This window comes from Pseudomonas sp. AM14(2022) (assembly GCF_036346455.1).
GTDB classification, from domain to species: domain Bacteria; phylum Pseudomonadota; class Gammaproteobacteria; order Pseudomonadales; family Pseudomonadaceae; genus Aquipseudomonas; species Aquipseudomonas putida_A.
On the sequence record NZ_JAOTNY010000013.1, the window covers coordinates 1 to 20,786 of the forward strand.

Sequence of the window (20,786 nt, forward strand, 5' to 3'; positions counted from 1 at the left end):
GAAAGAGAGGTGCCGGTCTCGATTACTACATCACCGACGTTGTCGACGATGTAAATGTCATTGCCGGCGCCACCGATCATGGTGTCGGCACCTACCATTCCATTCAGGAAATTGTCCAGTGAGTTGCCCGTCAACGTGTCATCGAACGCCGAGCCAAAAGCGTTTTCGATTTTCGCGCCGTAAGCAATCGCCAGTCCCTGATTAAAGGCATTTCCAGCCTGATCGGTAAAGGCTTGGCCGATCTTGCTGTACTGACCCTCATTGAGGTTGATGCTGACAGCCGCCAACTGGTTACTGGCGTCAATGGTGTCTACACCGCCGGCGTCCCAGATCGTTTCGAAAACAGATTGTGTCGGTGCCCAGGAATAGTTGTTGTTACCAGTCATCCACTGGCTGTTCACGCCATACAGGCTCTGGATTGCCAAGATGTCGAGCACCATCGGGGTGGTCGGCAGGTAAGAATAATTGTTGTTGTAGCTCATGACGGTGAACGCCACGTCATCAAGCGCCGGGCTGAGTACAATGTTGTTGTAGGCTGACGGGGAAAAGGAATGTTTGAGGCCTATTGCATGACCGATCTCATGAACGAGTGTCATGAAGTCATACGTGCCTTTATCCGGAGACGGTAAACTCGTGTTCGGCCCGATCCAGATATCGCCGCCATTGGGTTTCTCGGACGGGGTGTAAGCCCAGGCAGCTGCATCGCTGTCTAGCAGTGTATACCCCCCCAAACGCAGGTCGCCTACGCTTGTCGAGGATTCGCCGGTCAACTGGAATGTGATATTGGCCACTGCAGACCAGGCGTCGAACGCTCCCATGGCCGCCAGTTTTTGTGTGTTCGTCAGCGCATAGGCCGCTTTGGGCTCGTTATCTGCGCTGTAATTCGCGGCAAACACCGATACGCCAGGGACAATGAAGCTGTACGTCAGACTGGTCACCGCACCCGGGTTGTACCATTGGGTGCTTTCCCATTTATAGCCGGAAATGAGGCTGTCGACAGGGGCGACCCCAGTCAGATTGGCGAATGTGGTGTATGTGTAACCAGTAGGGCGTGGCATGCGTGATTCCTGAGGTGGGCTGCGGCCCTTCCCGAAATGCGGCCGCTACAAGGTTGGATTTTGCACGAGAACAAGGTTGCTTGACATCATCTGGCCACTACTTTCTGATTAGTGGCGCCAATTAACTGACCCGGCAATCTGTATCGGCGAGTGCAGTAGAATCCTGAGGCGAACGTCAACCTTGTCAGTCCAGGATCCATTTCATGTCTGTTCCAAGTCCCGCGCTTATTCGCGAAACCTTCCCGGTCGGCCCGTTGCAGTGCAATTGCACGATCATCGGCGACCCCATCACGAAAAAAGCCATCGTCGTCGATCCGGGTGGCAATCCTGACCTGATCATGGCGCGCCTCGATGCCCATGGTCTGAAAGTGGTCAGTATCATCCACACCCACGCGCATCTCGATCATTTCCTCGCCTCCGGGCAGATGAAAGAAAAGACTGGCGCGACCCTGCACCTGCACAAGGAAGACCAATTCCTGTGGGACAACCTTGAAATGCAATGCCAGATGTTCGGTGTGCCCTACACGCCGGTGCCGTCGCCGGATCGCTGGTTGAGCGACGATGAAGAACTGGCCTGCGGCTGCGGCGTGGCGCTGCATACGCCGGGACATACGCCCGGTTCCATGAGCTTTTGGTTTTCGGAGGCTAAGCTGTTGATTGCCGGCGACACGCTGTTTCGTCGCGGAGTAGGGCGCACGGATTTGTGGGGCGGCGATCAGGCGACCATCGTGCGATCGATCAAGCAGCGGCTGTACACCCTCGACGAAGACGCAATCGTGGTTGCCGGGCATGGTCCGGACACGCGTCTCGGGGATGAAATGCGGGAAAATCCGTTCGTGCGCGCCTAAACATTTTGTCATGAGTGTGCGGCGGAATTTTTTGGCATTGTCATGATCCAACGCCCGCACAGGTCTATTGCCTAGGGCCGCTGCCACACAGAATGCGAAAAAAACCAGGAGCTCTTCATGTTCACCACGCCTCGTTTGATTATTGTTGCTACCGCTGTGGCCATGTTGGCCGGCTGCGCCTCGCCCAACCCGTATGACAATCAGGGGCAGGCCGACGGTGGCTCGCAAGGCATGAGCAAAACCGCCAAGTACGGCGGTCTCGGTGCGCTGGCCGGCGCCCTGGCGGGTGCCGCCATCGACCACAACAACCGTGGCAAGGGCGCCTTGATCGGCGCGGCGGTGGTAGGTGCTTCGGCGGCCGGTTACGGTTACTACGCCGACCAGCAAGAGAAAAAGCTGCGCGCCAGCATGGCCAACACCGGGGTTGAAGTGCAGCGCCAGGGCGACCAGATCAAACTGATCATGCCAGGCAACATTACCTTCGCCACCGACTCGGCGAACATCGCGCCAAGCTTCTATCAGCCGCTGAACAATCTGGCGAACTCGCTGAAAGAGTTCAACCAGAACCAGATCGAAATCGTCGGCTACACCGACAGCACCGGCAGCCGCCAGCACAACATGGACCTGTCTCAGCGTCGTGCGCAGAGCGTGGCCACCTACCTGACCTCGCAAGGTGTCAGCGGTGCCAACCTCTCGGCCCGTGGCGCCGGCCCGGATAACCCGATTGCCAGCAACGGTGACGTCAATGGCCGCGCGCAGAACCGCCGCGTCGAGGTCAACCTGAAAGCGATTCCAGGTCAGCAGTATGGTGGTCAGCAGCAACAGCCGGGGACGGTTCAGCAGTATCCGTAAGTGAATGCTTGAGTGAAGAAATGCCCGGTCTTGTGACCGGGCATTTTTTTGGGTTGCCCGTGCTGGCCCTTTCGCGAGCAAGCCCGCTCCCACAGGGATGGGTGTTGTTCACAGAATCTGCGTTCACCACATGACCCTGTGGGAGCGGGCTTGCTCGCGAAGGGGCCGGGTCAATACCCTCAAATCATCAGATACAAAAAAGCCCCCGGACAACCGAATTGTCCGGGGGCTTTTTGCTTGCAGCGAAGACTGATTACTTCTTCAGGCCATAATGCTCATCGAGCATGCCAGGCGAGTTCGGGGCTTTCGGTGCGTAGTCGCGTGGCGGCTCCTGATCGCGCGGCGGCGTCAGGCGTTCGCGCGGTGCCTGCGCGGCATCGGCGTGCAAAGCGGCGATCAGGCGTTGACGGGTCTGCTCGTCCAGGGCCAGGCGGTTGGCGCCCTCGGCGAGATGATCCTGCACTTCCTGATAGCTCTGGGTCAGCTTCTTGACCAGCATCGCGGTGCTGTTGAAGTGGGTGACCACCTCGTTTTGATAGCTGTCGAAACGCTCCTGGATATCATCCAGTTGACGCTGCGTGCGGCTCGGCGCGGCATTCGGTGCGACGCGAGCGATCAGGAATCCAATGGCGACACCCACAACCAGGGCAAGAGTCGGTAACAACCAAACTAAGAGCGAGTGTTCCACGAGTCCTTCCTCTATAAACGGCTTTGCTTTACGTTAACGGCTCGAACCTGCGCTGTATACCGCGATTCACTCGCAATAGATTGGCACAGACAATTTGCTAGACGAGTCGACCCGATTCGAGGTCACGGAGTTCCTTCCTTGCTGATGCGTGAAACCCCTGTAGTGATTGCCGGCCCAGTCGGCCAAATCGAAGCGCTGTACCTCGATAACGAGCAGCCAGTCGGCATCGCGCTGATCTGCCATCCAAACCCGGTGCAGGGCGGCACCATGCTCAACAAGGTCGTCTCGACCCTGCAGCGCACCGCGCGCGACGCCGGCCTGATTACCTTGCGCTTCAACTATCGCGGCGTCGGTGCCAGCGAAGGCTCCCACGACATGGGCAGCGGTGAAGTCGACGACGCTCAGGCTGCCGCAGCATGGCTACTGGAAAAGCATCCGGAGCTGCCGCTGACCCTGTTCGGTTTCTCCTTCGGCGGATTTGTTGCAGCAAGTCTCGGCGGTCGTCTCGAAGCCCAAGGCGTGCAGTCAAAGCAGCTGTTCATGGTCGCGCCGGCAGTGATGCGTCTGGGCGATCAGGATCAACTGCCACAGCACGGCGAGCTGACCGTGATCCAGCCGGAAACCGACGAAGTGATCGATCCGCAGTTGGTCTACGACTGGTCGGAAAAACTCCAGCGCCCCCATGAGCTGCTGAAAGTGGCAGAATGCGGACACTTTTTTCATGGCAAGCTGACCGATCTCAAGGATCTGATCCTGCCGCGTCTCTCGAATTGATTGCAGTCTGACAAGCGATTACCCATGACGAACCGTACCCGTATCCTCACCGGCATCACCACCACCGGCACGCCGCACCTGGGCAACTACGCCGGCGCCATCCGCCCGGCGATCCTCGCCAGCCGCGACAGCAATGCCGATTCGTTCTACTTCCTGGCCGACTACCACGCCCTGATCAAATGCGATGACCCGCTGCGCATCCAGCGCTCGCGTCTGGAAATCGCCGCGACCTGGCTGGCCGGTGGCCTGGATGTCGACCGTGTGACCTTCTATCGCCAGTCCGACATCCCGGAAATCCCCGAGCTGACCTGGCTGCTGACCTGCGTCGCCGCCAAAGGCTTGCTCAACCGGGCGCACGCCTACAAGGCCTCGGTGGACAAGAACGTCGAAACCGGCGAGGACCCGGATTCTGGGATCACCATGGGCCTCTACAGCTACCCGGTGCTGATGGCGGCGGACATTCTGATGTTCAACGCGCACAAGGTGCCGGTCGGTCGCGACCAGATCCAGCACGTGGAAATGGCCCGTGACATCGGCCAGCGCTTCAACCACCTGTTCGGCCAAGGCAAAGAGTTCTTCACCATGCCTGAAGCGCTGATTGAGGAGAGCGTGGCGACCTTGCCCGGCCTCGACGGGCGCAAGATGTCGAAGAGCTACGACAACACCATCCCGCTGTTCTCCAGCGCCAAAGAGATGAAGGACGCGATCTCGCGGATCGTCACCGACTCCAAAGCGCCGGGCGAAGCCAAAGATCCGGACAACTCGCACCTGTTCACTCTGTTTCAGGCGTTCGCCACACCGGCGCAGGCGGACGAATTCCGCAGCGAACTGCTCGGCGGTCTGGGTTGGGGCGAGGCGAAGAATCGTCTGTTCCAGTTGCTCGACAATGAACTGGGCGAGTCCCGCGAGCGCTATCACCAGTTGATCGAGCGCCCGGCGGATCTGGAAGACATCCTGCAACACGGCGCGAAAAAGGCTCGTGCGGTGGCGACGCCGTTCCTCAACGAACTGCGTGAAGCGGTCGGCCTGCGTTCGTTCGTCAATCAGGTGCAAGTCGCGGCGACCACCAAGAAGAAAGCCGTGAAAGCTGCACGTTTCGTCAGCTTCCGTGAAGACGACGGCAGCTTCCGTTTCCGTCTGCTGGCGGCAGATGGCGAGCAACTGCTGCTGTCGCGCAACTTCGCCGACGGCAAAACTGCAGGCCAAGTGACCAAACAACTGCAAGCCGGTCAGGCGCTGGACATTCGCAATCAAGACCTGAGCTTCAGCGTGTGGCTGGAAGGCGAGTGCGTTGGCGACAGCCCGGCGTTCGCCGATACTGCTGCGCGAGACGCGGCCATCGAGGCTCTGCGCGTTGCGCTGACCCCGGTTCAGGACTAATCCGCGGCGCGGCCCGACCAAGGGCTGATTGCCATTCCTACGGGCCGTCGCTACAGTGACGGCCCGTTTTTGTTGCCTTGCTAACGAATTATGACGCCCCTAGAACGATATCAAGCTGATCTGAAACGCCCGGACTTCTTCCATGACGCCGCGCAGGAAACTGCCGTGCGTCATCTGCAGCGCCTGTACGACGATCTGATCGCGGCCGAGCAGAACAAGCCGGGTTTGCTGGGCAAGCTGTTTGGCAAGAAGGATCAGACGCCGGTCAAGGGCCTGTACTTCTGGGGCGGCGTGGGTCGCGGCAAGACTTACCTGGTCGACACCTTCTTCGAAGCGCTGCCGTTCAAGGAAAAGACCCGCACCCACTTCCACCGCTTCATGAAGCGTGTGCACGAAGAGATGAAAACCCTCGGCGGCGAGAAAAACCCGCTGACCATCATCGCCAAGCGCTTCGCGACCGAGTCGCGAGTGATCTGCTTCGATGAATTTTTCGTCTCGGACATCACCGACGCGATGATCCTTGGCACGCTGATGGAAGAGCTGTTCAAGAACGGCGTGACCCTGGTCGCGACTTCGAACATCGTTCCGGACGGTCTGTACAAGGATGGCCTGCAACGTGCGCGCTTCCTGCCGGCTATTGCGCTGATCAAGCAGAACACCGAGATCGTCAACGTCGACAGCGGTGTCGACTACCGTCTGCGCCACCTCGAACAAGCGGAGCTGTTCCACTATCCGCTGGACGAAGCCGCCCATGAAAGCCTGCGCAAGAGCTTCAAGGCCCTGACGCCGGAATGCACGGCAGCGGTGGAAAACGATGTGCTGATCATCGAGAACCGCGAAATCCGTGCCCTGCGCACCTGCGACGACGTGGCCTGGTTCGACTTCCGCGAACTGTGCGACGGTCCGCGCAGCCAGAACGACTACATCGAGCTGGGCAAGATCTTCCACGCGGTGCTGCTCAGCGGCGTCGAGCAGATGAGCGTCACCACCGACGACATCGCCCGGCGTTTCATCAACATGGTCGACGAGTTCTACGACCGTAACGTCAAGCTGATCATTTCTGCCGAAGTCGAGTTGAAAGACCTGTACACCGGCGGACGCCTGACGTTTGAATTCCAGCGTACGCTCAGCCGTCTGCTGGAGATGCAATCGCACGAATTCCTGTCGCGGGCGCACAAGCCTTAAGCAGATTCGGCATACAAAAAAAGGGCCTGCATTTGCAGGCCCTTTTTTATGCGACGCAGTACCCCTGTGGGAGCGGGCTTGCTCGCGAATGCGGTGTGTCAGCTAAATAGATGCCAACTGAAAGTACGCTTTCGCGAGCAAGCCCGCTCCCACAGTGGTTTTGTGCGTGGGCAGCGAGTTACGCAGCCTGCTGAAACTGCTGCCGATACTGGTTCGGCGACAGCTCGGTGTGCTGGCGGAACAGCCGCGCAAAGAAGCTCGCATCGTCGTAGCCGACCTCATAACTGATGGTCTTGATGCTCTTGCGGCTGCCGGACAGCAAGCCCTTGGCGGTCTCTATACGCAACCGTTGCAGGTAGTGCAGCGGCTTGTCGCCGGTGGCGGTCTGGAAGCGGCGCATGAAGTTACGGATGCTCATGCCATGCTCGCGGGCCACGTCTTCGAAGCGGAACTTGTCGGCGAAATGCTCTTCGAGCCAGTGCTGGATCTGCAGGATGATCACGTCCTGGTGCAGCTTCTGCCCGCCGAAACCGATACGTCCCGGCGAATAGCTGCGCTGCACTTCATACAGAATGTCGCGGGCCACGGCTTGCGCCACGTTGGCGCCGCAGAAGCGTTCGATCAGGTAGATATAGAGGTCGCAGGCCGAAGTGGTGCCGCCGGCGCAATACAGGTTGTCAGCGTCGGTCAGGTGCTTGTCCTGATTGAGGTACACCTTGGGGAAGCGCTCGGCGAAGGCATTGAAGAAACGCCAGTAGGTGGTCGCTTCCTTGCCGTTGAGCAACCCGGCCTCGGCCAGCCAGAACACCCCGGTGGCTTCGCCGCAGAGCACGGCGCCGCGGGCATGCTGCTCGCGCAGCCATGGCAGGATCTGTGGATAACGGCCGCACAGGGTTTCAAAGTCGTCCCAGAACGCCGGGAGGATGATGACGTCGGCGTTTTCCAGGCCGCCGTCCACCGGCATCATCACGTCACTGAAGCTGTTCACCGGTTTGCCGTCGGGGCTGACCAGGCGGGTTTCAAACGCCGGTGTCAGGCCGTGGCCCAGTTGTTTGCCGTAACGCAGGCTGGCCAGATGGAAGAAATCCTTGGCCTGCATGAGAGTGGATGCGAAAACCCGGTCGATTGCCAGGATGCTGACGCGCCGCAAGGGCGTGGAGACTTGCTTGGACATAATTCAACTTTTGTTTTGTTTTTATAAGGGAAAGTGGTCACCAGACGGCTGGATCGTCTTATTTTTTGTCGGATGTGTCCAGTGTCCTGTGTCGGAGGTGAGGCTTAGTCTCTGAAGGTCATATTCCTCCAACAAGAATGAAAGGTGCCGCATGATCCCCAGAACCTTGTTCAGCTCCGAGCACGAATTGTTCCGCGACAGCGTACGAACCTTCCTCGAAAAAGAGGCTGTGCCGTTCCATGCGCAATGGGAGAAACAAGGCCACATCGACCGCAAGCTGTGGAACAAGGCCGGGGAGGCGGGGATGCTCTGCTCACACCTGCCGGAAGAATACGGCGGCCTGGGCGCGGACTTTCTGTACAGCGCGGTGGTGATCGAAGAGGTCGGTCGCTTGGGTCTGACCGGTATCGGCTTTTCGCTGCATTCGGACATCGTCGCACCGTACATCCTGCATTACGGCAGCGAAGCGCTTAAGCACAAATACCTGCCGAAACTGGTCTCTGGCGAGATGGTCAGTGCGATTGCCATGACCGAACCGGGTGCCGGTTCCGACCTGCAAGGGGTCAAGACCACGGCGGTGCTGGATGGCGACGAGTACGTGATCAACGGCTCCAAGACTTTCATCACCAACGGCTTCCTCGCTGATTTGGTGATCGTCGTCGCCAAGACTGATCCGAAGGCCGGCGCCAAGGGCACCAGCCTGTTTGTGGTGGAAGCGAATACGCCGGGCTTCGAGAAGGGCAAACGCCTGGAGAAGGTCGGAATGAAGGCTCAGGACACGTCGGAATTGTTCTTCCAGGACGTGCGTGTTCCCAAGGAAAACCTGTTGGGTCAGGCCGGGGCGGGGTTTGCCTATTTGATGCAGGAATTGCCGCAGGAGCGTCTGACCGTGGCGATTGGTGGTCTGGCCTCAGCCGAAGCGGCACTGCAATGGACGCTGGATTACACCCGTGATCGCAAGGCGTTCGGCAAGGCGATCGCCGACTTCCAGAACACCCGCTTCAAACTGGCGGAGATGGCTACCGAGATTCAGATCGGCCGAGTATTTGTCGACAAGTGCCTGGAACTGCACCTGCAAGGCAAGCTCGATGTTCCAACAGCGGCGATGGCCAAATACTGGGGCACCGACCTGCAATGCAAGGTGCTCGACGAGTGCGTGCAGTTGCATGGCGGCTACGGCTTCATGTGGGAATACCCGGTGGCCCGGGCGTGGGCGGATGCGCGCGTGCAGCGCATCTATGCCGGCACCAATGAAATCATGAAGGAGATCATTGCGCGCTCGCTTTGATCTTCGCTGCATTGACGGGCCTCTTTGCGAGCAGGCTCGCTCCCACAGGGATCACCGTACCTGTGGGAGCGAGCCTGCTCGTGAAGCTTTTAGCGGTCGATCAAGGCGCCGGATTCGGGTGATCCTTGTGAATCGCCTCGATTCCCGCCAGCACTTCATCGGAAAGTTTCAGATCAAAACTGGCAATGTTGCTGTCCAGTTGCGCAAGCGTCGTCGCGCCAATGATGTTGCTGGTGACGAACGGTTGCTGGGTGACGAACGCCAGCGCCATTTGCGCCGGATCCAGACCGTGTTCACGGGCCAATGCCACATAGCGGCTGCAGGCAGCTTCCGATTGCGCGTTGAAATAGCGGCTGAAGCGGCTGTAGAGGCTCAGGCGGCCTTTCGGTGGGCGCGCGCCACCTTCGTACTTGCCTGACAGGAAGCCGAACGCCAGCGGCGAGTAGGCGAGCAGGCCGCATTGTTCGCGGATGGCGATTTCGGCCAGACCGATTTCGAAGCTGCGGTTGAGCAGGTTGTACGGGTTCTGGATCGACACCGCGCGCGGCCAGCCACGGGCTTCGGCCAGGGCAAGGAAACGCATGGTGCCCCACGGCGTCTCGTTGGACAGCCCGATGTGGCGGATCTTGCCGGCCTTGACCTGTTCGTCGAGCGCTTCGAGCGTGTCTTCGAGCGGCGTCAGGTTGGCCTCGATCTTGTGCTTGTAGCCCAGCTGTCCGAAAAAGTTGGTGCTGCGCTCTGGCCAGTGCAATTGATAAAGGTCGATGTAATCGGTCTGCAGGCGCTCGAGGCTGGCATCCACTGCGGCGGTGATGTGCTGGCGATTGTGGCGCAGGTTCTTGTCGCGGATGTAGTCGATGGTGTTGCCGGGGCCGGCGATCTTGCTGGCTAGGATCCAGTCGGCGCGGTCGCCGCGACGCTTGAAGTAATTGCCGATGTAGCGCTCGGTGGTGGCGTAGGTGTCGGCTTTCGGCGGCACCGGGTACATCTCGGCGGTGTCGATGAAATTGATCCCGGCTTCCTTGGCCCGTTCGATCTGGGCGAAGGCTTCAGCTTCAGTGTTTTGCTCGCCCCAGGTCATGGTGCCGAGGCAGATTGCACTCACGTTCAGGTCGGTACGGCCTAGCTGGCGATAGTCCATCGGGTGCTCCTTGGGCAAAACAATCATAAAAGCAGGTTGAAAATTTTTTCGCAATCTGCATAATTGCCGACCTCTTTCTGCAGTGGAAGTGATGCGCCGCCGCCGAAGAATCTTGCCGTTGAACGGACGCGCCGACCCGAGCCCCCGAAAGCGTCTGTATCCGGCTGCCTTTGACTTGTCAAAGTACGCACTATTCAGTAAGATCCGCCGTCTTATTTACAGGCGGCCCCTGAGGCTATAAAGAATGAAAACTTTTACTGCTAAACCGGAAACAGTAAAGCGCGACTGGTTTGTCGTCGACGCTGCTGGTCAGACCCTGGGTCGTCTGGCCACCGAAATCGCGAGCCGTCTGCGTGGCAAGCACAAGCCTGAGTACACTCCTCACGTTGACACCGGCGACTACATCGTCGTAATCAACGCCGAGCAGATCCGTGTAACCGGCGCTAAAACCACTGACAAAATGTACTACTCCCACTCCGGTTTCCCGGGCGGCATCAAGTCGATCAACTTTGAAAAGCTGATCGCCAAGGCCCCTGAGCGCGTGATCGAGACCGCGGTTAAAGGCATGCTGCCTAAGAACCCGCTGGGTCGTGACATGTACCGTAAGCTGAAAGTCTATGCGGGCGCTGCACACCCTCATACTGCTCAGCAGCCCCAAGAACTGAAGATTTAACGGAATAGTTCATTATGTCGGCGACTCAAAATTACGGCACTGGCCGTCGCAAGACCGCAACCGCACGCGTTTTCCTGCGTCCGGGTACTGGTAACATCTCCATCAACAACCGCTCCCTGGACTCGTTCTTCGGCCGCGAAACTGCCCGCATGGTAGTTCGTCAGCCGCTGGAACTGACCGAGACTGTCGAGAAGTTCGACATCTACGTCACTGTCATCGGTGGTGGTGTAAGTGGTCAGGCTGGCGCAATCCGCCACGGCATCACTCGCGCTCTGATGGACTACGACGAAACCCTGCGTAGCGCTCTGCGCAAAGCTGGCTTCGTTACTCGCGACGCCCGTGAAGTTGAACGTAAGAAAGTTGGTCTGCGTAAAGCGCGTAAGCGTCCGCAGTACTCGAAGCGTTAATTCGTTTCCACGTTCAAAAAAGAACGCCCGATTCCTCACGGAACCGGGCGTTTTTTTATGCCTGCGATTTATCAAAAGAATTGCGCTGTGACAACTTGCCACATTCGTAGACCCCCTATACTGCAAGGCTTGAGGGTATGAGCTCCGGGTAATTCCCTTGTCAGAATTGGGGCTTTTCATTACCATCTCGGCAAAATTTTTATAAGTAACATTGATTTATTTAGTAGATGCCTGATTTAACAGGCCACAAAGCTGATGGGAGAGGACTGAATGAGCAATGACGGCGTGAATGCAGGCCGGCGTCGCTTCTTGGTAGCAGCCACATCCGTGGTGGGTGCTGCAGGAGCGGTGGGGGCTGCGGTCCCGTTCGTGGGGTCATGGTTTCCCAGTGCCAAGGCGAAAGCCGCCGGTGCACCGGTGAAAGTGAATGTCAGCAAGATCGAGCCAGGACAGCAGATGATTGCTGAGTGGCGCGGCCAGCCGGTGTTCATTGTCCGCCGTACTGCGGAAATCCTGGGGAATCTCAAGAAGATCGAGGGCCAGCTCTCCGATCCGACTTCCAAAAACTCCACGCAACCTACCTATGTCGATCCTGAAGTGCGTTCGATCAAGCCGGAAATTCTCCTGCTGATCGGGATCTGCACGCACTTGGGTTGCTCACCAACCTTCCGTCCCGAAGTGGCGCCTGCAGATCTGGGTAAAGACTGGGTCGGTGGCTATTTCTGCCCTTGCCACGGTTCCCACTACGATCTGGCTGGCCGCGTCTACAAGTCGCAACCCGCGCCTTTGAACCTGCCAGTTCCCCCGCATTCCTATGAGACCGATGACCTGATTGTCATTGGCGTCGATACGGAGAAAGCGTGATGAGCAAGTTCATGGATTGGGTTGATGCGCGCTTCCCTGCGACAAAAATGTGGGAAGACCATCTCAGCAAGTATTACGCACCAAAAAACTTCAACTTCTTCTATTTCTTCGGCTCGCTGGCGCTGCTGGTGCTGGTCAATCAGATTGTCACCGGTGTCTGGCTGACGATGAGCTACACGCCGTCGGCAGAAGAGGCCTTCGCTTCCGTCGAATACATCATGCGCGATGTCGAGTACGGCTCGATCCTGCGTCTGCTGCACTCCACCGGCGCTTCGGCGTTCTTCATCGTGGTCTACCTGCACATGTTCCGTGGCCTGCTCTACGGTTCGTACCAGAAACCACGTGAACTGGTCTGGGTATTCGGCATGCTGATCTACCTGGCGCTGATGGCTGAGGCCTTCATGGGTTATCTGCTGCCGTGGGGTCAGATGTCCTACTGGGGTGCCCAGGTGATCATCTCGCTGTTCGGTGCGATTCCGGTGATCGGTAACGACCTGACCCAGTGGATTCGTGGTGACTACCTGATTTCCGGAATCACCCTGAACCGCTTCTTCGCCCTGCACGTCGTCGCGCTGCCGATCGTGATCCTCGGTCTGGTGGTGCTGCACATCCTGGCACTGCACGAAGTCGGCTCGAACAACCCGGATGGCGTCGACATCAAGAAGCACAAAGACGAAAACGGTGTCCCGCTGGATGGCATTGCCTTCCATCCGTACTACACCGTGAAAGACATCGTCGGCGTAGTGGTGTTCCTGTTCATCTTCTGCTTTATCGTGTTCTTCTTCCCGGAAATGGGCGGCTACTTCCTCGAAAAACCAAACTTCGAGCAAGCCAACCCGTTCAAGACGCCTGAGCACATTGCCCCGGTCTGGTACTTCACGCCGTTCTACGCGATCTTGCGTGCGATCCCGGACAAACTCATGGGCGTGATCGCCATGGGCGCCTCGATTGCCATGCTGTTTGTGCTGCCGTGGCTGGATCGCAGCCCGGTCAAATCGATGCGTTACAAGGGCTGGATGAGCAAAGCATGGCTGGTGGTGTTCTGCATTTCCTTCGTGATCCTCGGCATTCTGGGTGTACTCGCCCCGACGCCGGAGCGCACGCTGGTGTCGCAGATCTGCACCTTCCTGTACTTCGCCTACTTCATTCTGATGCCGTTCTACACCAGGCTCGAGAAGACCAAACCGGTTCCGGAAAGGGTGACTGGCTGATGAAAAAGTTATTTTTTGCTCTGATTTTTGCTGCTCTGCCCGTGCTGTCTTTCGCCGCCGAACACGGTGGTCCGGAGCTGGAAAAAGTCGACATCGATGTATCCGATAAGGCTGCCCTGCAAGATGGCGCGCGAACCTTCGCCAACTATTGCATGGGCTGCCACAGTGCCAAGTTTCAGCGTTACGAGCGGGTGGCCGATGACCTCGGCATTCCCCACGAAATGATGCTCGAGAAGCTGGTGTTCACTGGCGCCAAGATCGGCGACCACATGAACATCGGCATGCAGCCGGCGGACGCCAAGACCTGGTTCGGTGCTGCTCCGCCGGACCTGACTTTGGTGGCGCGTGTGCGTGGCACTGACTGGCTCTACGGTTACCTGCGCTCGTTCTACGAAGATCCGGCACGTCCTTGGGGCGTGAACAACAAGGTCTTCCCGAACGTCGGCATGCCTAACGTGCTGGTCGGCCTGCAAGGTCGCCAGGTGGTTGGCTGCAAGCAAGTGCAGATCGTCGAGGACGGCAAGAAGCAATACGATCCGCTGACCGGTACGCCGCTGACCCATGAAGCGTGCGATCAGTTGACCATCGTGCCGAAATCCGGTGCTCTGAACGAAGAGCAGTTCGATGAGAAGGTCAAGAATCTGGTAACCTTCCTGGCTTACTCGGCTAACCCGGTTAAGCTGCAACATCAGCGCATCGGTACTTACGTCTTGCTGTACCTGGCGTTCTTCTTTGTGTTCGCCTACCTGCTCAAGCGTGAATACTGGAAAGACGTGCACTGATACGCTTCAAGCATTGCTGTTAATCGCGCGCGCCCAAGGGCGCCTCCGATAACGCGACACCTGGTTCGCCAGGCGTTGCGGGAGGCGCCCTCTGGGCGCGCGCGTTTTTCCGGTTCCGATAATTTCAACAAGCGAGGAGGATCGCCATGGGCGTGACCAATCGGTTGGCCTGTTACTCCGACCCCGCCGACCACTATTCCCACCGAGTGCGCATCGTGCTTGCAGAGAAGGGTGTCAGCGCCGAAATCATTTACGTGGAAGCTGGTCGCCAGCCGCCTAAACTGATTGAGGTGAACCCTTACGGCAGTCTCCCGACGCTGGTTGATCGCGACCTGGCGTTGTGGGAGTCGACCGTGGTGATGGAATATCTGGATGAGCGTTACCCGCATCCGCCACTGATGCCGGTTTATCCGGTGGCGCGTGCCAACAGTCGTCTGCTGATTCACCGTATTCAGCGCGACTGGTGTGGTCTGGTGGATCTGATTCTTGATCCCAAGTCCAAGGAGGCCGCGCGTGTCGTGGCGCGTAAGGAATTGCGTGAAAGCCTGACGGGCGTGTCGCCGCTGTTTGCCGACAAGCCGTTTTTCCTCAGTGAGGAACAAAGTCTGGTGGATTGCTGCCTATTGCCAATACTCTGGCGTTTGCCGATTCTGGGTATTGAACTGCCGCGGCCGGCCAAGCCGCTGCTTGATTATATGGAGCGCCAGTTTGCGCGTGAGGCTTTCCAGGCGAGTCTGTCTGGCGTCGAACGCGATATGCGCTAAGGCTTAAGGAGCCGCTATGAACTCCAGTCGACCTTATCTGGTCCGCGCGCTCTACGAGTGGATTGTGGATAACGATTGCACCCCGCACATGCTGGTCAATTCCGAATACCCGGCAGTGCAGGTGCCGCAGGGCTTTGCCAGTGACGGGCAAATTGTCCTGAACATTTCGCCCAGCGCCGTGCGGCACTTGCACATGGACAACGACGTGGTGACCTTCGAGGGTCGCTTCGGTGGCGTTCCGCACAGTCTGTATGTGCCAATCAGCGCGATTCTGGGCATCTACGCCCGGGAGAACGGGCAGGGCATGGTGTTCGATCTCGAGTCGCCGATGGATGACGAAGACGATATCGAGCCGGATGACGACTTGCCGCCACCGGGCAGCGAGCCGCCGCGACCAAGCGGCCGGCCAAGCTTGAAAGTGGTGAAGTAATAAAAAAGGCGATCCGGATGGATCGCCTTTTTTGTATCTGCTCGTCGCGTATCAGTCGATGTATTCGAACAGCTTCACGATTTTCTGCACACCGGAAACGCTCTGCACCAGGTTGGTCGCCTGTTGGGCTTCCTGCTTGGTCAGCAGGCCCAGCAGATAGACGATGCCGTTCTCGGTCACGACCTTGATGCGCGAGCCGGGAATGCTGGCATCGGTCAGCATCTGGGTCTTGATCTTGGTGGTCAGCCAGGCGTCGTTCTGGCGGGCGAGGAAGCTGGACGGCGCAATCACTTGCAGCTCGTTGTGCACCTTCTTCACGCGCTGGACGTTGGCGGCGGCCTGTTCGGCCTTGGCCTTGAGGTCTTCGCGCGGCGTCTGGCCGGCGAGCAGCACCACGCCGTTAAAGCTGGTGACGACAATATGCGAGTCCTTGTCCAGGCCGGGGTCGGCCTTGGCCACGTTGACGCCGACTTTGGTCTCGATCAGCGAGTCGTCGATTTTGCTGCCGAAGGTTCGGGTGCCGCGGTCGTCTTCAATCGGCGCTTCACGGCTGGCATTCACCACCGAGGTGCAGCCGCTGATGCCGAGGCACAGGGTCAAGGCCAGAAGGCCAAGGCGATTAGGGGTCATTCTTCACTCCCGAACAGTTGGCTGTCGATCAGATCGCAGAGGCAATGGATCGCCAGCAGATGGACTTCCTGAATACGTGCAGTGACATGGGCCGGTACGCGAATCTCGACATCTTCAGGCAGCAGCAGCGAAGCCATGCCGCCGCCATCGCGGCCAGTCAATGCTACGACAATCATTTCGCGATCATGTGCGGCCTGGATCGCCTGAATAATGTTTGCCGAGTTACCGCTGGTCGAAATCGCCAGCAATACGTCGCCTGGTTGACCCAGTGCGCGGATCTGCTTGGAGAACACTTCGTTGTAGCTGTAGTCGTTGGCGATCGAGGTGATCGTCGAGCTGTCGGTGGTCAGGGCGATGGCCGGCAGGCTCGGGCGTTCGCGCTCGAAGCGGTTGAGCAGCTCCGAGGAGAAGTGCTGGGCGTCGCCGGCAGAGCCGCCGTTGCCGCACGAAAGCATTTTGCCTTCGTTGAGCAGGGCGTTGACCATGATCTGGCTGGCTTGCTCGATGTGCGGTGCAAGTACGTCCATCGCCTGTTGCTTGGTGTCGATACTGGCCTGGAAAAGCTGGCGAATTCGGGATTGCATGTCCATCTGTGTGACCTTAAGTAGCGCGGCTGTTCGGCACGTGAATGTGCAGCCCGCAAAGCAAAGAGCAAAAATTGTCGGTGAAAGTGTCCGGGGTGGTGTGCAGAGAATCAACCATCGAACGCATTCTGCAACCAGTTCAATTGATCCGGGTGCCTGTCGATGGCCACCACGTCGAAGCGGCAAGGGGAATCAGCCCAGCGTGACTCACGCTGAAGAAAATACTGCGCGGCGAAAATCAGTTTCTGCCGTTTGCGCTCATCGATGCTAGCGAGCGCGCCACCCCATTGAGTGTTTTTTCTGTAGCGGACTTCGACGAATACTACTGTATCGCCATCAAGCATGACCAGATCAAGCTCGCCCCGTTTGCATGACCAGTTCTGCGCCAGCAGGCGCAGACCCTGGTGTTGCAGATGCTCGAGCGCCTGGCGCTCGGCATCCTTGCCGCTCTGCAGGTGCGAGCCGTCGGGCATCAGCGCGGGGTGTCCGGCAGGCGTTGAACCTGACCGTTGACGAACTGCGCCCATGGCAACTGACGCACCACGCGTTGGGTCTGGGTCATGCCCAGGCTGCCCGACTGACCTTCGATGCGGCTGTCCGGCAGCGCCTTCAACTGACCCAGGCGCGGTGCCAAGCGGTAGGCATCGACGCCCATGGCGTACAGGCGGCCAAGGCTACCGGCCGCTTGTGGCCATTGCGCGGTGACTTGCTGGCGCAGCGGGTCGTTGGCTTCCAGCAACCACGGGGTTTCGCAGAAGCGCACACCGTTCATGTCGTTGTACTGGTTCACATCGCCGCTGGCGCTGTAGACGTGGGAGGTCGCGTACACCGGAACATCGCCCGCGTACTGGAAGTTCAGGGTCGGCTTGATCTGCTGCGCCTGTTGCGGGGTGGCTGCGAGGAAGATGAACTCGATGTCCTGACGACGCGACGGCTGCGCGGCTACGTTGGTGCCAGCGGCGTTCTGCAGGCTCTTGGCGCGGGCTTCGCTCTGACGCAGCTGGAACATGTCGGCGATCTGCTGGGCCAGTTGCACCGGCTGATCGACACGCTCGGTGGCGACGATGCTGCCGCCATTGGCCTGCCAGTCCTGGCTGAACGCACGCAGTACGCGGTCGCCCCATTCGCCTTTCGGCACCATGATCGCCGCGCGATGCAGGCCGTCGGCGCGGGCACGACGCGAAACTTCGCGGGCTTCGTCTTCAGCCGCCAGACCGAACTGGAACAGTTGCGCCGGACCTTGATCGCCTTCGCTGTAGTTCAGCGCGAGGGTGGTGATTGGCAGTTGCGGACGGGTGCTCAGTTGTTTGACCAGCGGTTTTTCCAGCGGGCCGACCACCAATTGCACGCCATCAGCCTGGGCCTTGCGGTAGAACTCGTCCATCGAGGTCAGCTTGGAGCTGTCGTAGAACTCGATGGCGGGCGGCTTTTGGCCGGCCTGTTGCGCTTGATAGTGCGCCGCCATGAAACCTTCACGCAGGGCCTTGCCGACCGAGGCCAGCGGGCCGTCTTGCGGCAGCAGCAGGGCAATCTTGCTCAGGGGCTGGCTGGCCAGTTCCTTGAGTTTGGTCAGTGGCAGCGGCAGGTTGATTGCCGCCGGGTGTTTCGGGTTTTGTGCGCGCCAGGCATCGATCGCCGCTTGCTGCTGTTCCAGAGTGCCGGCGGTTTTCACGGCCAGGGCCAGACCCATCCAGCCGCCAAGATCGTCGGCGGTGTTGGGTTGCAGCTGATCGGTCGGCAGCGAGGCGATCAGGGTCCAGATCGCTTCGTGGTTCTTGCTCGCGGCTTCGCCTTTGAGCATTGGCGCGATGAAGATGCGCTCGCGAGCGGCCGCCAGGGTCTGGCCATCGGCTTCCAGTGCGCGGGCATGCACGGTGCCGGTGCGCACTTGCTGGTCTTCCGGCATTTCGCTCAGATGCTGCAGGCTCGGATGGCTCAAGGCCGTCAGCGCGGCTTTCGGCTGATTGCGAGTCATCGCCAGCTCAGCGGACAGGGTGCTGGCGAAGATCTGCTGGCCTGGCTTCAACTGCTCCATCGGCACTTGTTGCAGGATCTGCGCGGACTGGCCGGCGTTGCGCTGGCGATATGCCAAGTCTGCCGCGCTCAAGCGCAACAGCGCGGCTTTTTCCGGCGTCTTGGCCTGGGTCGCCTGTTCGAGCAGTTGCTCGATGCTGGCATCCGGAGTCCGTGGAAGTTCGCCAAGGCTGGAGGAAGGGGAGCTGGCGCAGGCCGCCAGCAAGGCAGCGAGGCAGAGGGCAGTGAACAGCCGCAGGCAAGCGATCATGTAAGTGTTCCTGATACTCGATCAAATTAGCGTGGAATTGTACCCAAGCACTGGCCGGGGCGCGATGTTACTGGCGTGAATCAATCAATTTAGCTGGAGTAAATGTTGCAGCGGCGCACAACGGCTTGCAAAACCGTGCTCGGCTCATACGGTTCGCAAGCCTCGTGACGCGTTACAATGCCGGCTTTTACCGAACACGAGGTGTGCGCTTTGACTGCTCCAGGTCCTTTGAATTCCGCTGCTGGCTCGCTTTATGTGGTGGCGACGCCCATCGGCAACCTGGACGACATCAGCGCCCGGGCTCTGAAAATCCTTCGCGAGGTTGCACTGATCGCCGCCGAAGACACGCGGCACTCGGCGCGGTTGATGCAGCACTTCGGCATTGCCACGCCGTTGGCCGCCTGCCACGAACACAACGAACGTGATGAAGGTAGCCGCTTTATTACCCGTTTGCTGGCGGGCGATAACGTCGCGCTGATTTCCGATGCCGGGACGCCGCTGATTTCCGATCCGGGTTATCACCTGGTGCGTCAGGCACGGGCGGCGGGGATCAATGTGGTGCCGGTGCCGGGCGCCTGTGCGTTGATCGCGGCGCTGTCGGCGGCGGGCCTGCCCTCCGACCGATTCATCTTCGAAGGCTTCCTGCCGGCCAAGTCGGCAGGGCGCAAGGCGCGCCTGGAAGCGGTCAAGGAAGAGCCGCGCACGCTGATTTTCTACGAGGCCCCGCATCGCATTCTCGAATGCCTGCAGGACATGGAAGCGGTGTTCGGTGGCGAGCGTCAGGCGTTGCTGGCCCGGGAAATCACCAAAACCTTCGAGACGCTCAAAGGCTTGCCGCTGGCTGAGCTGCGTGCATTTGTCGAGTCCGACAGCAACCAGCAGCGCGGCGAGTTTGTAGTGCTGGTCGCAGGCTGGTCTGCACCGGAGTCTGAAGATGCGGTCAGCAGCGAAGCGATGCGCGTGCTCAATCTGTTGCTCGAAGAGATGCCGCTCAAGCGTGCCGCCGCTCTGGCCGCGCAAATCACCGGCGAGCGCAAAAACGTGCTGTATCAGGTCGCACTGGAACAGCAGAAGGGCGAGTAACCCGTCGCGCAGACGGGTTTCACGGCTATTAGCGCTTGTTCTTCGGGCGCTCTGCCGTTAACCTGCGCGGCGGAGAGTCGATCGGACAGTCGCTGCCCTCTATGAAAATTAGGGGGGGGAGGAAAGTCCGGGCTCCATAGGGCGAAGTGCCAGGTAATGCCTGGGAGGCGTGAGCCTACGGAAAGTGCCACAGAAAATAACCGCCTAAGCGCTTCGGCGCCGGTAAGGGTGAAAAGGTGCGGTAAGAGCGCACCGCACGTCTGGCAACAGTTCGTGGCTAGGTAAACCCCACTTGGAGCAAGACCAAATAGGGTCCCAAGGCGTGGCCCGCGCTGGGACCGGGTAGGTTGCTAAAGATGTCCAGTGATGGCCATCGTAGACGAATGACTGTTCAAGACAGAACCCGGCTTACAGATCGACTCTCCACCTTTTTCTTTCCCTGCTTGAATCAATGGCATCAGGGCTGGTTATTATCGGCAGGCCTGCGCTAAAGTCCGGCAGCGGCAAATGCAGTAATAGCCATTTCCCACCTTGCTTCAATCAACAGCAGAAGCGCTTTTGTAATACCGAAAAAATCTTACTCTTAACAAATTACTTTAACTTCCGAGCGCAGCTTTCAGTGCTGCATCAAGTTATTGGTCAAAAGTGTCCGCCAATTTGTCGTTACCCCTCCTTTTAAGCTCCTA

At 58.9% G+C, this 20,786-nt stretch carries 22 protein-coding genes and 1 other RNA gene; 15 read left to right on the top strand and 8 right to left on the bottom strand.

Going from position 1 to position 20,786, the window contains the following annotated elements; genetic code table 11:
- Positions 1-1,058: M10 family metallopeptidase (locus V3W27_RS22280; protein ID WP_330207580.1), on the bottom strand; the 1,058-nt coding region annotated here is incomplete at its 3' end.
- A gap of 203 nt (positions 1,059-1,261) precedes the next feature.
- Between V3W27_RS22280 and V3W27_RS22285 the strand changes: the two genes are divergently transcribed.
- The gene (locus tag V3W27_RS22285; protein WP_330207581.1) at positions 1,262-1,906 is read left to right on the top strand and encodes an MBL fold metallo-hydrolase; all 645 of its coding nucleotides are present in this window, start codon (positions 1,262-1,264) and stop codon (positions 1,904-1,906) included.
- A gap of 117 nt (positions 1,907-2,023) precedes the next feature.
- Positions 2,024-2,758 carry an OmpA family protein gene (locus V3W27_RS22290; RefSeq protein ID WP_007961595.1) on the top strand — a complete coding sequence of 245 codons (735 nt, stop codon included), beginning with the start codon at positions 2,024-2,026 and terminating at the stop codon, positions 2,756-2,758.
- Between the two features lie 253 nt (positions 2,759-3,011).
- Here V3W27_RS22290 and V3W27_RS22295 read toward each other — a convergent pair whose 3' ends face one another.
- The gene (locus tag V3W27_RS22295) at positions 3,012-3,446 is read right to left on the bottom strand and encodes a YhcB family protein (RefSeq protein ID WP_007961596.1); all 435 of its coding nucleotides are present in this window, start codon (positions 3,444-3,446) and stop codon (positions 3,012-3,014) included.
- A 144-nt stretch (positions 3,447-3,590) separates the two neighbouring features.
- Between V3W27_RS22295 and V3W27_RS22300 the strand changes: the two genes are divergently transcribed.
- The 3 genes from V3W27_RS22300 (at position 3,591) to zapE (ending at position 6,785) form a co-directional block, all read left to right on the top strand.
- Complete coding sequence (locus V3W27_RS22300; RefSeq protein ID WP_247268091.1) at positions 3,591-4,220, top strand: alpha/beta hydrolase; 630 nt, start codon at positions 3,591-3,593, stop codon at positions 4,218-4,220.
- A gap of 24 nt (positions 4,221-4,244) precedes the next feature.
- Positions 4,245-5,600 (top strand): tryptophan--tRNA ligase, encoded by a 1,356-nt coding sequence (locus V3W27_RS22305; protein WP_027612193.1) that lies wholly within the window; start codon positions 4,245-4,247, stop codon positions 5,598-5,600.
- Positions 5,601-5,690: 90 nt separating this feature from the next.
- A complete protein-coding gene (zapE, locus tag V3W27_RS22310) occupies positions 5,691-6,785 on the top strand; it encodes a cell division protein ZapE (protein ID WP_041074841.1) in 1,095 nt (364 codons plus the stop codon).
- Positions 6,786-6,963: 178 nt separating this feature from the next.
- On the opposite strand, the gene V3W27_RS22315 is transcribed toward zapE, so the two are convergent.
- A complete protein-coding gene (locus tag V3W27_RS22315) occupies positions 6,964-7,860 on the bottom strand; it encodes a GlxA family transcriptional regulator (RefSeq protein WP_171061848.1) in 897 nt (298 codons plus the stop codon).
- A gap of 250 nt (positions 7,861-8,110) precedes the next feature.
- On the opposite strand from V3W27_RS22315, the gene V3W27_RS22320 reads away from it, so the two are divergent.
- Entirely contained in the window at positions 8,111-9,247 is a 1,137-nt protein-coding gene (locus tag V3W27_RS22320) for an acyl-CoA dehydrogenase family protein (protein ID WP_115988927.1), read from the top strand.
- 100 nt (positions 9,248-9,347) lie between these two features.
- Here the strand turns inward: V3W27_RS22320 and V3W27_RS22325 are convergent, their stop codons facing one another.
- On the bottom strand, positions 9,348-10,388 hold the full coding sequence (locus V3W27_RS22325) for an NADP(H)-dependent aldo-keto reductase (RefSeq protein ID WP_247268089.1): 1,041 nt from the start codon (positions 10,386-10,388) through the stop codon (positions 9,348-9,350).
- Positions 10,389-10,632: 244 nt separating this feature from the next.
- On the opposite strand from V3W27_RS22325, the gene rplM reads away from it, so the two are divergent.
- From rplM to V3W27_RS22360, 7 genes are all read left to right on the top strand, one after another.
- The gene (gene rplM, locus V3W27_RS22330) at positions 10,633-11,061 is read left to right on the top strand and encodes a 50S ribosomal protein L13 (protein WP_003228062.1); all 429 of its coding nucleotides are present in this window, start codon (positions 10,633-10,635) and stop codon (positions 11,059-11,061) included.
- Between the two features lie 14 nt (positions 11,062-11,075).
- Positions 11,076-11,468 carry a 30S ribosomal protein S9 gene (gene rpsI / locus V3W27_RS22335; RefSeq protein WP_007961615.1) on the top strand — a complete coding sequence of 131 codons (393 nt, stop codon included), beginning with the start codon at positions 11,076-11,078 and terminating at the stop codon, positions 11,466-11,468.
- Positions 11,469-11,738: 270 nt separating this feature from the next.
- Positions 11,739-12,332 (top strand): ubiquinol-cytochrome c reductase iron-sulfur subunit, encoded by a 594-nt coding sequence (petA, locus tag V3W27_RS22340; protein ID WP_003228055.1) that lies wholly within the window; start codon positions 11,739-11,741, stop codon positions 12,330-12,332.
- Positions 12,332-13,543, top strand: coding sequence for a cytochrome b (locus V3W27_RS22345; protein WP_027612190.1), 1,212 nt, complete (start codon positions 12,332-12,334; stop codon positions 13,541-13,543). The genes petA and V3W27_RS22345 overlap by 1 nt, the downstream gene beginning before the upstream one ends.
- A complete protein-coding gene (locus tag V3W27_RS22350) occupies positions 13,543-14,325 on the top strand; it encodes a cytochrome c1 (RefSeq protein ID WP_007917027.1) in 783 nt (260 codons plus the stop codon). The genes V3W27_RS22345 and V3W27_RS22350 overlap by 1 nt, the downstream gene beginning before the upstream one ends.
- Before the next feature lie 146 nt (positions 14,326-14,471).
- Entirely contained in the window at positions 14,472-15,089 is a 618-nt protein-coding gene (locus tag V3W27_RS22355) for a glutathione S-transferase N-terminal domain-containing protein (RefSeq protein ID WP_007961620.1), read from the top strand.
- A 16-nt stretch (positions 15,090-15,105) separates the two neighbouring features.
- Positions 15,106-15,519, top strand: a complete 414-nt coding sequence (locus V3W27_RS22360; RefSeq protein WP_027612189.1) for a ClpXP protease specificity-enhancing factor — start codon at positions 15,106-15,108, stop codon at positions 15,517-15,519.
- 51 nt (positions 15,520-15,570) lie between these two features.
- Here V3W27_RS22360 and V3W27_RS22365 read toward each other — a convergent pair whose 3' ends face one another.
- The 4 genes from V3W27_RS22365 to V3W27_RS22380 form a co-directional block, all read right to left on the bottom strand.
- Positions 15,571-16,149 (bottom strand): BON domain-containing protein, encoded by a 579-nt coding sequence (locus V3W27_RS22365; protein ID WP_007961621.1) that lies wholly within the window; start codon positions 16,147-16,149, stop codon positions 15,571-15,573.
- Positions 16,146-16,739 (bottom strand): phosphoheptose isomerase, encoded by a 594-nt coding sequence (locus V3W27_RS22370; protein ID WP_007961622.1) that lies wholly within the window; start codon positions 16,737-16,739, stop codon positions 16,146-16,148. Before V3W27_RS22370 ends, V3W27_RS22365 begins: the two co-directional genes overlap by 4 nt.
- A gap of 104 nt (positions 16,740-16,843) precedes the next feature.
- Complete coding sequence (locus V3W27_RS22375) at positions 16,844-17,206, bottom strand: YraN family protein (protein ID WP_007961623.1); 363 nt, start codon at positions 17,204-17,206, stop codon at positions 16,844-16,846.
- Positions 17,206-19,017 carry a penicillin-binding protein activator gene (locus tag V3W27_RS22380; RefSeq protein WP_330207582.1) on the bottom strand — a complete coding sequence of 604 codons (1,812 nt, stop codon included), beginning with the start codon at positions 19,015-19,017 and terminating at the stop codon, positions 17,206-17,208. Before V3W27_RS22380 ends, V3W27_RS22375 begins: the two co-directional genes overlap by 1 nt.
- A gap of 177 nt (positions 19,018-19,194) precedes the next feature.
- Between V3W27_RS22380 and rsmI the strand changes: the two genes are divergently transcribed.
- Together rsmI and rnpB are read left to right on the top strand one after the other, a co-directional pair.
- Entirely contained in the window at positions 19,195-20,100 is a 906-nt protein-coding gene (gene rsmI, locus V3W27_RS22385) for a 16S rRNA (cytidine(1402)-2'-O)-methyltransferase (protein WP_330207583.1), read from the top strand.
- 73 nt (positions 20,101-20,173) lie between these two features.
- An RNA gene (gene rnpB, locus V3W27_RS22390) (RNase P RNA component class A) lies at positions 20,174-20,527 on the top strand.
- Positions 20,528-20,786 lie beyond the last annotated feature (259 nt).